This is a genomic window from Mesorhizobium sp. USDA 3734 (assembly GCF_056279665.1).
Map to the genome: position 1 here is coordinate 2,657,516 of NZ_JBWCCW010000001.1, position 12,750 is coordinate 2,670,265.

Annotated in this window: 11 protein-coding genes and 1 riboswitch; of the genes, 6 read left to right on the forward strand and 5 right to left on the reverse strand. The window is 63.7% G+C overall.

What is annotated here, in order from left to right; all coding sequences use genetic code 11:
* The 4 genes from ACZ89F_RS12700 (at position 1) to ACZ89F_RS12715 (ending at position 3,853) form a co-directional block, all read left to right on the forward strand.
* A complete protein-coding gene (locus tag ACZ89F_RS12700) occupies positions 1-966 on the forward strand; it encodes a type II secretion system F family protein (protein WP_476092213.1) in 966 nt (321 codons plus the stop codon).
* Positions 967-1,027: 61 nt separating this feature from the next.
* Positions 1,028-1,861 carry a PA3715 family protein gene (locus tag ACZ89F_RS12705; RefSeq protein ID WP_476092214.1) on the forward strand — a complete coding sequence of 278 codons (834 nt, stop codon included), beginning with the start codon at positions 1,028-1,030 and terminating at the stop codon, positions 1,859-1,861.
* Positions 1,862-2,042: 181 nt separating this feature from the next.
* Entirely contained in the window at positions 2,043-2,513 is a 471-nt protein-coding gene (locus tag ACZ89F_RS12710) for a hypothetical protein (protein WP_476092215.1), read from the forward strand.
* A gap of 164 nt (positions 2,514-2,677) precedes the next feature.
* Positions 2,678-3,853 carry a GGDEF domain-containing protein gene (locus ACZ89F_RS12715; RefSeq protein ID WP_476092216.1) on the forward strand — a complete coding sequence of 392 codons (1,176 nt, stop codon included), beginning with the start codon at positions 2,678-2,680 and terminating at the stop codon, positions 3,851-3,853.
* Between the two features lie 9 nt (positions 3,854-3,862).
* Here ACZ89F_RS12715 and gcvP read toward each other — a convergent pair whose 3' ends face one another.
* Genes gcvP through gcvT form a run of 3 tightly spaced genes read right to left on the reverse strand, consistent with a single transcriptional unit; the run spans position 3,863 to position 8,166 of the window.
* On the reverse strand, positions 3,863-6,673 hold the full coding sequence (gene gcvP, locus ACZ89F_RS12720; RefSeq protein ID WP_476092217.1) for an aminomethyl-transferring glycine dehydrogenase: 2,811 nt from the start codon (positions 6,671-6,673) through the stop codon (positions 3,863-3,865).
* Between the two features lie 18 nt (positions 6,674-6,691).
* Positions 6,692-7,060 carry a glycine cleavage system protein GcvH gene (gcvH, locus tag ACZ89F_RS12725; RefSeq protein ID WP_013531953.1) on the reverse strand — a complete coding sequence of 123 codons (369 nt, stop codon included), beginning with the start codon at positions 7,058-7,060 and terminating at the stop codon, positions 6,692-6,694.
* Positions 7,061-7,065: 5 nt separating this feature from the next.
* A complete protein-coding gene (gene gcvT, locus ACZ89F_RS12730; protein ID WP_476092218.1) occupies positions 7,066-8,166 on the reverse strand; it encodes a glycine cleavage system aminomethyltransferase GcvT in 1,101 nt (366 codons plus the stop codon).
* 149 nt (positions 8,167-8,315) lie between these two features.
* Positions 8,316-8,402: riboswitch (glycine riboswitch) on the reverse strand.
* A 293-nt stretch (positions 8,403-8,695) separates the two neighbouring features.
* On the opposite strand from gcvT, the gene ACZ89F_RS12735 reads away from it, so the two are divergent.
* Entirely contained in the window at positions 8,696-9,697 is a 1,002-nt protein-coding gene (locus ACZ89F_RS12735; protein ID WP_476092219.1) for a hypothetical protein, read from the forward strand.
* Between the two features lie 19 nt (positions 9,698-9,716).
* On the opposite strand, the gene ACZ89F_RS12740 is transcribed toward ACZ89F_RS12735, so the two are convergent.
* Positions 9,717-10,445, reverse strand: coding sequence for a GntR family transcriptional regulator (locus ACZ89F_RS12740; protein ID WP_476092220.1), 729 nt, complete (start codon positions 10,443-10,445; stop codon positions 9,717-9,719).
* A gap of 8 nt (positions 10,446-10,453) precedes the next feature.
* On the reverse strand, positions 10,454-11,734 hold the full coding sequence (locus ACZ89F_RS12745; RefSeq protein WP_476092221.1) for a D-amino acid dehydrogenase: 1,281 nt from the start codon (positions 11,732-11,734) through the stop codon (positions 10,454-10,456).
* A 221-nt stretch (positions 11,735-11,955) separates the two neighbouring features.
* Here ACZ89F_RS12745 and ACZ89F_RS12750 point away from each other — a divergent pair, with 221 nt between their 5' ends.
* The gene (locus ACZ89F_RS12750) at positions 11,956-12,750 is read left to right on the forward strand and encodes a maleate cis-trans isomerase family protein (RefSeq protein ID WP_476092222.1); all 795 of its coding nucleotides are present in this window, start codon (positions 11,956-11,958) and stop codon (positions 12,748-12,750) included.

A 12,750-nucleotide genomic window follows, 5' to 3' on the forward strand; every position in this document is an offset into this window, starting at 1 on the left:
ATGCAAGGCTTCATCGAACTCCTCGCCTCGCTTGCGCCGACCTCGTTGATGCCGGTGGCCATCCTGCTGCTGGCTGCGGGCGCTGCCGCTGTAGCGTGGCCGATGATGGCGGCGAAGGGCGACCGCAACGAGGTCATGCGTCGGCTCAAGGTCGGCGATGGTGCGGTGGCCGCAAAACCAGAGCCGGTGCAGAAGAAGAACGCCGGTATCGTGCGTGAGAAGGCGGTGAAGCGGGCGCAGGAATTCTACGCCAAGAGCGATCCGGAAAATGTCGCCCGGCTGCGCATGAAGCTGATCCAGGCGGGCTACATGGAGCCCCGCGCCGTCGGCATGTTTTTCCTTATCCGGTTCACCGCCATGATCGGCACGGCAATCGGTGTCTTTGTACTCAACCAGTGGATGGCCAGCCCGGACGCGACGATGGCCAGCCGTTGGACATTCGTCATCCTGTCGGGAGCAGCGGGTTATTTCCTGCCGGGTCTGGTGCTGACCCAGAAGACGCGGGAAAAGAGGCGCGAATACCGCAACGGGTTTCCCGATTTCATGGATCTGATGATCGTCTGCTCGGACGCCGGCATGAGCATGGAGGCCGGCATCGAGCGCGTCTCGAAGGAGCTCGCCAAAACCTATCCCGCGCTCAGCATGAACCTGCAGCTTGTATCGCTGGAGCTGAGGGCAGGGCGCAGCCTGGACGACGCGCTGAAGGCGCTCGCCGACCGCCTTAGCCTGGACGAGGTGCGCTCCTTCGCCACGCTGCTGCAACAATCCAAGGAACTCGGCACCAGCCTGTCGGGGGCGCTGCGCGTCTTTTCTGACGAAATGCGCCACAAGCGCATGTCGCTGGCCGAGGAAAAGGCGCACGCCCTGCCGGCCAAGATGTCGGTGCCGGTAACGGTCTGCATCCTGCCGGTGGTGCTGATGATTGCGATCATCCCGATTATCGTCAAAATGACGGCGGCGCATTAGCGGGCGCCCCTCGAGGGGCTGATGACCCTGCCCGAACTTGGCCCTGCGACGTGAGAAGCCCATGCGACTGCTGTTGCGTACTCTGTTCCTCGGCCTCGCCGCCGCCAGCCTGTTGCCCGCCTGGGCCGCGGCCGACGATTGCGGCGATGTTGCCGCCCTGGTGCAGCAGGCCTATCCCAAGGCTCGAAAGAGCGCCGACGGCGCCTCGTTCGTGCTCGAACCCCATATCAGCATTCCGCTGAAGCCCGCGGATGGCGATACGCCATTTGTCCTGGTCTGCAAGATCTGGCCCGCCCATGACGGCCTGCTGTTGGTCGCAGTGCCGCTGACCGACAGCGCCCGATCCAGCGATGACGGGCATGTCGGCGACATCGAGCTTCTGGTCGTCGACAGGAACAGCCTGCAGGTGCGCCAGCGCCTGCTCCAGCCAGGGCTGATCACCGATGATGCCATAGCCATCCGCAAGATCGAACTCGATACCGGCCGCTATAGGCTGGCGCCCGAGGTCTCCGCCTTTGGCCTGCGCATCGAAATCGCAAACCATTCGCAGGCCAACCCCTTCAGCGAAACCGACCTGCGGCTCTATGCGCTCGCCGGCGATGCCTTGCGGCTGGTGCTCGACGGCCTCGTCGTGGCCAGCAATGGCGGCGAAGGCGATGCCAATTGCGCGGGATCCTTTCATTCGAGCCAGGTCAGCCTGGCAATGAGCCCGGTGAGCCATCACGGCTATCACGACATCTCGGTGGCCGAGCGGACGGATACCGACAACCCGTCTCCCGACAAGGATGGCGAGTGCCAGTCCCATCCCGGCAAGCCGGTGAACCGGACCTACCGGCTGCGCTATGACGGCAGCCGCTACCCGGTTCCAGAGGCGCTCAAGGTCATGGGGCCGTGAAAGGCGGCTTGCGTCCCTGGTGCAGGGGTTCTCTCGGGAATAGATCTCTCGTGCCTTGTGGTTAATGGCTGGTGTGTGCGAAACCAAATTTTAGTGGCGTTTCGGCACCGAAGTTTAATCGCCGCTCATGTAACGTGTTTCCTGAAGAACGACCCGGCAAATCGGGCGATGAGGCAGGGGCATGCGTCACAGTAAGTTCACGGCAATGGCCGCGATGGCGGCCGTCTTGATGATGTCTGGTTGTACGACAAGAGGGGTCGACACGACCAAGACCACCGCCATCCAACCGGCGGCGAAAGACACCGAAACCTCCGATCTGGCGCAAGGCAAGGCGCAGTTTCGCGACGCCAATTACGGCCTCGCCGAAAAGCACTTCCGCAAGGCCGTCGAGTTGAAGGCCGACAATGCGGAGGCCTGGATGGGGCTCGCTGCTTCCTATGACGAGCTCGGCCGCTTCGACTTCGCGGACCGTGCCTACGGCCAGCTTTTGAAAGTCGCCGGCCGCAAGCCACAGATCGTCAACAACATGGGCTATTCGCAACTGCTGCGCGGCAATCGCAAGAAGGCCAGGGCGCTGCTGCTCGAAGCGAGGGCCGGCATGGCCGATCCCACCGTCGTCAACGCCAATCTCGCTTTGTTGAACAAGGGTTGATCCGGTCGTCGCGTCCAAGGCGCGGCTTCGGGACACATGGCATCGACGCTTTGTAAACCCTATCGGCAGGTTGCGTCGAAAGATCGGCTGAAAACCATGTCTGAGGGTTGCCGCTGACCTAGAATACAGCGCAACCGCCGACGCTCGAGAGGCCTTCGCCCGATATGCTGGACTTCAGTTCGCTCCTGCTCGCAGCCGCGCTGTCGGGCATCTGCCTCAGCGTCACCATGCTGGCGATCTGGTTCACCGCGCCCAAGGCAGGCTTCGTCCTGACGGTGGCGTGCGGGATTCTGGTGCTGGTCGCGCATGTGATCCTGTTCTGGCGATACACCAGGGATCCTGACCCGCTGCTTTGCCAGATCGTGCTTGCGCTGCTCAGCCTGGGGTTTCTGATCCTCTGCGTGTCGGCCATGCAATATCTGGGCGTGCCGGGTTACAGACGCGCCATTGCACCGGTGCTTGCCGCCATGGCCATCTGTGCCGCGGTGACCTTCCTGGGTCTTGACGGCGTCGGCTTCATCGTCACCTACAGCACGGTGACGGCGCTGCTGTCGGCGATCGGCGCCATGTTCTGGATCAACGGCAGTCACGATCGCCGCATCCTGCTGGTGGTTTCGTTTCTGAGCGGCACCTGCGCGGTGTCGTTTGCGCTCTGCGGCATGGTTCTGCTGACCAAGGGGCAATGGGCCCTTGGGGCCGCGCCCGACAATTGGGCCGAACGATTGAACTCCGTCGTGGCGGTGGCCTGCATGACCGGGCTCGGCGCATTGACGCTCTCCCTCCATCATCTGCAGGCGCAGATCGAGCTGAAGGCCGAGACCATGACCGATCCGCTGACGGGCCTGATGAACCGTCGAGGGCTGATGTCACTCTACAGCGAGCGGAGTTTCGGCCCGTTTATGGCGATCGTCATGTTCGACCTCGACCATTTCAAGCGCACCAACGACGTCTACGGTCACCCGGTCGGAGACCAGGTTCTCTGCCGCTTCGCCGCGGTCATCAAGAGATATGCCAGGACCGGTGTCGACGCTTTTCGCCTGGGCGGCGAGGAGTTCGCAATCGTCATGTCGCGGATGACGGAAGAGCGGGCCTATGATCTCGCCAGCAAGATCGGCGTTGCCTTCGGCACCGAAATCGTTCCCACCCAACTCGGCAAGTTGCGCAGCACGGTCAGCGGCGGCATCGGTTTTGGCGAGGCAGTCGGCAGCAGCCTGGACGCGGTGCTCGCGGAGGCAGACGCGGCACTCTACGCGGCCAAGCGTGCCGGGCGAAATTGCGTCATCAGCCGCAAGAGGATGGGCAAGGCCGACCTGGTCGAGCCGGCCTTGCGCTCAGCCTAGTCTGAGAGGTTATTCCGCCGCACCCAGATAGTCCGACAGGGGCGGGCACGAGCAGACCAGATTGCGGTCGCCGGCGACATTGTCGATGCGTGACACCGGCGGCCAGTACTTGGCCGCCGTATCGGCATCGCCGGCGGGATAGGCTGCCTCCAGGCGCGAGTAGGGATGGGTCCACTGGCCGGCCAGTGCTTCGGCTGCCGTGTGCGGCGCGTTGACCAGCGGATTGTCGGCCAAAGGCCATTCACCCCTGGCGACTTTCGCCGCTTCGCCTGCGATGGCGATCATCGCCTCGCAGAAGCGGTCGAGTTCCCGCTTGGGTTCGGATTCGGTCGGCTCGACCATCAGCGTGCCGGCAACAGGGAAGGACATGGTCGGCGCGTGAAAACCATAGTCGATCAGGCGCTTGGCGACATCGTCGACACTGATGCCGGCGCTGTCCTTGAGCACGCGGGTGTCGAGGATGCACTCATGCGCGACGCGTCCCTGCCTGCCCTTGTAGAGCACTGGGAAATGCGCAGCGAGCCGCGTCGCGATGTAGTTGGCGGACAGGATCGCCGTTTCGGTCGCTTGCTTGAGGCCCGACGCGCCCATCATGCGGATGTACATCCAGGTGATCGGCAGGATTGAAGCGCTGCCGAAGGGGGCGGCGGACACCGCATGGCGCGAACCTTCGGTGACATGGCCGGGCAAATAGGGCTTCAGATGCGCCTTGACGCCGATCGGGCCGACGCCGGGACCGCCGCCGCCATGCGGGATGCAGAAGGTCTTGTGCAGGTTCATGTGGCAGACATCGGCTCCGATGTCGCCGGGACGGGCAAGCCCGACCAGCGCGTTGAGGTTGGCGCCGTCGAAATAGACCTGTCCGCCATGCTCGTGGATCAGCGCGCAGAGATCGCGCGCGCCTTCCTCGAACACGCCATGCGTCGAGGGGTAGGTGAACATCAGCGCCGCGAGATTTTGCGCATGCTCAGTCGCCTTGGCCTTCATGTCGTCCATGTCGATGTTGCCGTCTTCGGTGCAGCGCACGACGACGACGCTCATGCCGGCCATGGCCGCGCTTGCCGGGTTGGTGCCATGCGCCGAGGACGGGATCAGGCAGACGGTGCGGTGGTTGTCGCCGCGCGAGCGGTGATAGCCGCGAATGGCGAGCAGTCCGGCATATTCGCCCTGGCTGCCGGCATTGGGCTGCAAGGTGACCGCATCGAAACCGGTGATCTCCGACAGCCAGCCCTCCAGTTCGCCGATCATGGCGCGATAGCCGGCCGAGTGCGCGGCCGGCGCGAAGGGATGCAGGTTGGCGATGCTTGGCCAACTCACCGGCATCATTTCGGCGGCGGCGTTGAGTTTCATGGTGCAGGATCCAAGCGGGATCATGGCGCGATCAAGCGCCAGGTCCTTGTCGGCCAGCCGGCGCAGGAAGCGCATCATCTCGGTTTCCGACTTGTTTTCGTGGAAAACAGGCTGGGTCAGGAACTCCTTGCCACGCGGCTTGCCAGGCACCGTGCTGCCGGCAGAGGAGCCAGGCTTGGCGCCGAACAGGGCCGCGATCGCATCGAGATCGGCATCGGTCGAGGTCTCATCGAAGCTGATGCCGACATGGTCGGCATCGATGACGCGCAGCAGCCGGCCGGTCTTTTCGGCCGCGGCGGCGATCTGTGCCGCCTTGCCCTTGGTCTCCACCGTCACCGTGTCGAAACGACTGGAGCCGATCACCGAAACGCCTGCCGCCTCGAGGCCGCTTGCCAGACGGTTGGCCAGCGCATGGATGCGCCCGGCAATCGCCTGCAGCCCGGCGGGGCCGTGCCAGATGGCATAGGCGGTCGCCATGTTGGCGAGCAGCGCCTGCGCGGTGCAGATGTTGGAGGTCGCCTTGTCGCGGCGGATATGCTGCTCGCGTGTCTGCAAGGCAAGCCGGTAACCGGGCCGGCCCTTGCTGTCGGTGGATTGGCCTACCAGGCGGCCGGGCATCAGCCGCGTCAACTTGTCGGAGACCGCGCAATAGGCCGCGTGCGGGCCGCCAAAGCCCATAGGCACACCAAAGCGCTGCATCGGGCCAACGGCAATGTCGGCGCCAAGCTTGGCCGGTGCGTCGGTCAGCGCCAGGCCGAGCGGGTCGGCTACGAAGACGACTATTGCGCCGGTCGCACGCGCCTTGTCGATCGCCGCCTTGTGGTCGCCATAGACGCCAAACGTATCCGGCCAGGAGACGAGCAAGGCGGCGGTGTTGTCGTCGATCGTCTCGCCATCGATCTCGATGCCGAGCGGCTCGGCGCGGGTGCGCACCACGTCCAGCGTCTGCGGGTGCGGTGTACCGGCAAGGGCGATCTTGGTGCGCTTGTCGCGGTGATGGCGCAAGGCGATGCCGACCGCTTCAGCCACGGCGGTTGCTTCATCGAGAAGCGAGGCCGACGCCACCGGCAGGCCGGTCAGTTCGGCGACCAGGGTCTGGAAGTTGAACAGCATTTCGAGCCGGCCCTGGCTGATCTCGGCCTGATAGGGTGTGTAGGCCGTGTACCAGGCCGGGTTCTCGAACAGGTTGCGCTGGATCACCGGCGGCACATGGACGCCATGATAGCCGGCGCCGATGAAGCTCTTGAGCACCGTATTGCCAGCCATGACAGCCGAAAGCTCGGCCAGCGCTTCCGCCTCGCTCGCCGGTGCTGGCAAGGCAAGCGGCCGATCGAGCCGGATCGACTTCGGCACTGACTGGCTGATCAGCGTCTCGATCGAGGGCACGCCGATTGCGGCCAGCATCGCTCTGGTGTCATTGAGGCCGGGACCGATATGGCGGGCCGAGAAAGGGTAGGGTGCTGCGGTCATGTCTTTCGGGTCCTGATATCAGCCGATATGGGCTTTGTAGGCGGCCTCATCCATGAGGCCGGCGAGCTGGCTTTCGTCGGCGAGCTTCATCTTCCACAGCCAGCCGGCTCCGGTTGCCGCGGAATTGACCAGTGATGGATCCGACGACAGCGTGCCGTTGGCTTCGGTGATCTCGCCATCGACGGGCGCATAGACATCGGATGCCGCCTTGACGGATTCGACCACGACGGCGGTGTCGCCCTTGGTCAATTTCTTTCCAGTCTCCGGCAGTTCGACGAAGACGAGATCGCCGAGCTGCTCCTGCGCATAGTCGGTGATGCCGACAGTGGCGATGCCGCCCTCGACGCGGAGCCATTCGTGATCCGATGTGAAATAGGTCGTTGCCATTGAGATCATCCTTTGCGGTAGCGATGCGGTGTGAAGGGCAGGGAGCTGATATCGACTGGGATTTTCGTGCCGCGAACATCGGCGAAAACCCGTGTTCCGGGCTTGGCCAGCGCTGCCGCGACATAGCCCATGGCGACCGGATGGCCGGCCGAAGGGCCGAAGCCGCCCGATGTGACGTGGCCGGCCGGGTTGCCGTCGGCGTCAAAGAGCGCAGCACCGGCGCGCACCGGCTGGCGGCCCTCCGGCTTCAGCCCAACCCGCTTTTGCGCGGGTCCTCGTTCGACGGCGGCGCGGAGGGCGTCGGCGCCGATGAAAGCGCCGGAAGCGCGGATGCCCTTCGGGATGGCCCATATCAAGGCGGCGCTGGCCGGGTCGGTCTCCGGCGTGATGTCCTGACCATGTAGGCAGAGCCCTGCCTCCAGCCGCAGGCTGTCGCGGGCGGCCAGACCGATCCACAGCACGCGTTCATCGCCGAGCAGCTTCGCGATGAGATCGCGCGCATCGGCCTCCGGCAGGCCGATCTCGAAACCGTCCTCGCCGGTATAGCCGGAGCGGCTCATGAACCAGTTCTTCCGCGGTTCGACCCCATGCATGAACAGCAGTGAGCCGGTCTCGATGCCAGCGCGGGAAAGGGCGGCCCAGGCTTCAGGACCCTGGACGGCGAGGAAGACGCGGTCGAGCGGCTCGACCTTGGCGTCGAAATCCGCGGCAAGCGCACGCAAATGCTTTTCGTCGGCCACGGCGTTGCCGGCGTTGGCGACCACCATGAACCTGGTGTCGCCAAGCCTGGTGACGATCAGGTCGTCCAGAATGCCGCCTGCTTCATTGAGGAAGAAGGACAATTTGGACTGCGAGATTTCAAGCGCGCCTGCATCCAAAGGGCAAGCACGATTGAGCAGCGCAACCGCTTCCGGCCCGCTGACCTCGAACAGTTTCATATGCGAGATGTCGAACAGGCCTGCCTGCTCGCGGGTGTGAAGATGTTCCTTCATGACGCCGGCCGGATAGGTCAGCGGCATCGACCAGCCGGCAAAGGCGCCGAAGCGCGCACCGGCGGCCATGTGGATATCTTCGAGAGGAAGGTGTTTTGTGTCGTCGCCCGTCATGTCGTCTCCAGAGTCGCACGCAATCGGTCGCGAATGGCGACCAGTCCGTGCCCCTCTGTCTGAAGCCTGAGAGACTCGCGCAGCCGGAACTCTGTCAGCGGCGCTTACACCTTCGGCGCGGGGGCAAGCCCCGACTTTCCAGAGTGTCTTTCCCGTCTACGGTTCTTTTGCCTGAGAGATTTCGGGCGATTTCCCCTTCGGCGGCAGCTTTCGCTGCTCTCTCCCGCAAACAGGTAGGACTCAGACCCTGAGTCCTCGACGCGCCATCCATAGCTTGTGCGCGACGGCTTGTCACCTGTCAGCGACATCTAAAGCGCGTCGCGCTGAAACGGATTCAGGCGATGCGCTTTAGCTCTTTGTTTTGATGCATGTCGTTCCCCCAAAACCGCGGCACATTTCTGGGCGACATGCACTGGCCGACAAGTCTTCGCTAACCACGCCGTTTGCCGGTTTTTCAAGACACTGCTGATATGGTGGCGGGTATGACGCTTTGGGGCCGGCGCTTGCCGGCAGCGGACGGGGACGACAAATGGGCGAATTGATCATGAGCGCGCCGGTGGCCGGGCTGACCTCGAAAAGCCGCATCGCCGCGGAGGACGTGGCGATGTTGCGCCATGAGGTGTTCGGCGACGGCGTGGTGACGCGCGGCGAGGCCGAGGCGCTGTTCGCGCTCGACGCCACGGCCAAGGACAAATGCCAGGAATGGCCGCCCTTCTTCATCGAGGCGGTCACCGACTACATCGTCCACCAGGAAAAGCCGTCGGGCTATATCTCGCAGGACAATGCCGACTGGCTGATCCGCACGATCTCGCGTGACGGCATGGTCGACAGCCGGACCGAACTCGAATTGCTGGTCCATGTGCTGGAAGAGGCGAGATCGTCGCCGGGCCAGCTTTGCGTCTATGCGCTGGAGCAGGTGGCGCATGCCGTTATCGACGGCAAGGGGCCGCTGATGCTCGGCGGTGCGCTGGTTCCCGGACTGATCGCCAAGACCGAGGTCGAGCTGCTGCGCCGGATCCTCCATGCCCATGGCGGCGACGGCAACATTGCCATCACGCGCGCCGAGGCCGAGGTGCTGTTCAGGATCAATGAGCGGACAGCCCAAGCCAACAACGATCCGTCCTGGAACGACCTGTTCGTCAAGGCGATCGCCAATTTCGTCATGTGCTCGGCCGGCTACGAAGCGCCGACGCGCGATTTGGCGCTGCGCCGTGATGCCTTCCTCGAACATGCCGATCCGGAAATCGGCGGTTTCTTCAGCCGCATGATCTCCGGCGGCCTTGCCGGCATCATGGAAGCCTACCGGTCTCCAGGCGACATCGAGGCCGAATGGGAAGCCAAGAACAGGGCGGCCGAGGCCCTGGCCCGCCGCGCCGAGACGATCGATGCCGGCGAAGCCGGCTGGCTGATCGAGCATATCGGCGCGGGCCGGCCTCTCTATGAGAACGAACGCGCGCTGCTGACCCTGATCAAGCAAGCCTCGCCGGAAATCCACCCGGCGCTGAGGCCGCTGCTCGACAAGGTTGCCTGACCGGTAAAGGGTTGCCTGATCAGATCAGATCGGCGTCGACGTATATCCGTGCCAGGCCTTCCCGAACGGTCGACATGGCATCGGCGACGCTGATGGCGATGTGGTCATGCAGGAGCCTGGCGGCGCTATCGGCATCGCGGGCGACCATGGCCCGGGCGATCTCGCTGTGTTCGGTGTAGGTCGTCGACAGTCGCCGGTGCTTCTCCACTTCGATCTTGCGAACGAAATGGATGCGCGTGTTGATGCCTTCGAGCATGCGCGCCAGTTCGGGATTGCCTGACAGCCTGGCGATGCGGATGTGAAATTCCTCGTCCCTGGCGGTCAGCTCGGCGCTGGAAAATGAGTCGGCGCGCGCCATGGTCAGCGTCCACCAGTCGACGAGCGCGGCGAGTTCCTCATTGGTCGCGCGCTGGATTGCCAGCCTGAGGGAGCGGTCCTCGAGCACGGCCCGCACATCGGAAAGATTGACGATTTCGTCGACATCGAAGCCGCGGCAGAAGAAGCCGCGATTGGTCTGGAAGGTGATGAGTTCCTCCGTGACCAGCCGCTGGAGGGCCTCCCGGATCGGGCTGCGGCTGACGTTCAGCCTCGCGGCAAGCGCCACTTCGTTGATGCGTTCGTTCGGCTTGAAGCGATAGTCCATCGCCATCCGACGGATCTCTTCATAGACACGCGGGCCGGTCTTGATCGGCTTGGATGCCGACGCCGGATTGTTGTCCTGGTTGCTTTGCCTGGTGGGTCGGAGCATGGCGTCGATCAAGCCTTTGCGGCGCTTGGTTCGGCCAACCGCGCCTGTGTGGGAAGGACACCATCGAGGGCGATTGGCGCGGCCCGGCCGGCGATCAGATCGGCGACGATGCGGGCCGATCCATGCGCCATGGTCCAGCCGATATGGCCGTGGCCGGTGTTCAGCCAGAGGTTTCGGATGTTGCGCACACCGAGGATCGGCAGATTGTCGGGCGTCATGGGTCTCAGGCAGGCCCGCATCTCGGCGCGATCATAGGCGATACCGCGCGGGAACAGATCCTGCGTGACGCGCTTCATGAAGGCGAAATCGGAAGGCTTGTGGCTGCGATCATAGCCCGCGAACTCCGCGGTGGCGGTGACGCGGATGCGATCGCCCATTGGCGTGATGGCAACGAGGTTGTGCTCATCGATAACGGGAAGCTTTGGAGCCAGGGCCTGATCGACGATGGGAATGGTCAGGGAATATCCCTTGATCGGGTAGATCGGCAGAGCAAGGCCGATCTTGCGGGCGAGGATCGGGCTTTCCGCGCCCAGACACAGAACGTAGGTGTCGGCCAGAAACTCTCCCTGGTCGGTGACGACCCGGGTGATCGCTTCGTTCCTGCGCTCTATCCCGACGATCCTGGTGCCTGTCAGGATCTTGCCGCCCCTCGTTTCGACGATGGCCGCCAGTGCGCGCGTGAACTTCGCGGCGTCGCCGGTTTCGTCGGTCGGACACAGTATGCCGCCGGCAATGCCGCCGCGCGACGAAGCCAGCGCCGGCTCGCGGTCAACGATTTCCTGCGCGTCGACAATGCGGATCTCCTGGCCGTCGGCCTCCAGCAGGCGCATGTTGGCAACGCCCTTGTCGAGCGCCTGACGGCTGCGGTGGAAGTAGAGAATGCCGGCCGAGGTCCTGTCGTATTGGATCGCTTCCTCCCTGACGACCGCCTGCAGGACCGATTGGGAATGGACCGCAAGCCGATGTTTGAGCAGGGTGTTGCGACGCGCCCTTGCGGCCGTGCATTCCCTGAGGAAGCGCAGCGACCAGGTGTAGAGATGCGGGTCGGCGGAAAGTTTGAAACGAAGCGCCTGGTCTTTCTGGAAAAGCGACTTGAGCAGGATTTTTGGGGCGGCTGGCGACGACCAGACGAAGGAGTGGCCGGGCGCGATCATGCCGGCATTTGCCCAGCTCGCACCCTCGGCCACCCGCGCTGCCTGCTCGAGAACGGTGACCGTGTGGCCGTCCTTTTGCAGTTGATAGGCAGTGGTGATCCCGACAACGCCCCCGCCCAAGATCAATACGCGCATTGCCGTCCCGAATGGCTGTCGTTTCTATTGTCGACAATTCAATATGAAGACGCAGATCTTTGTCAACGGCGCATGGGCGGCGACTGACGAGCGATCCAGCCAGGCCTATAATTCCGGCGTTTCCTGGTTTTCAAAATCCGCACGGAGCTCTTGACAGTTTCGATGATGTTGCCGTTTCTATTGTCGACAATTCTGATTGGCATCAGGAAGGGGATTGCACCATGGACGCCCCGGGTACCCGCGCCGACGACACGCTTGTCCTCGACAAGGAACACATTCCCTTCAAGACCGACGACGGTATCGGCACCCGCGCCAATCTCGGCCTGCTCGTGCTGCGGACCGACCAGACCATCGAGGATGAATTCCGCTATGCACTGCCCGCGCGCGACATCGCGCTGTACGAGGCCCGTCTCTACAGTGATGTGGAGATCACGCCGGAAAACCTGATGAAGATGTCGGCCGTGATCCCAGGAACGGTCGGGCTTTTGCCCGACGTCAAGTTCGATGTGATCGGCTTTGCCTGCACCTCGGGAGCGCTGGTCATCGGCGAGGACAAGGTTGCCGCGCGCGTTCACGAGGTGCTGCCAAGCGTGCAGGTCACCAACCCGGTGACGGCGGCGCGGGCGGCGCTGAAGGCCCTGGGCGTCTCGCGGATCGCGCTGCTCACCCCTTACCTCGCCAAGATCAATCACTCGCTGCGTGCATCGCTGATGGCGCGAGGAATGGATATTCCGGTCATGGGCTCCTTCAACGAGGCGGACGACAATGTCGTTGCTCGCATCACGCCGGCATCGGTCAAGCAGGCCATCCTGGAAATCGGAGCGTCGAGCGACTGTGAGGCCGTGTTCGTTTCCTGCACCAGCATGCGCGTTGCCCGGATCATCGAGGAGGTCGAGAAGGAGCTGGGGAAACCGGTCACCTCGAGCAACCATGCCCTGGCCTGGCATATGCTGCGGCTTGGCGGCATTGGCGAGCGGATTGCCGGAAAAGGCGAGCTGTTTCGCCACTCGTTGTAA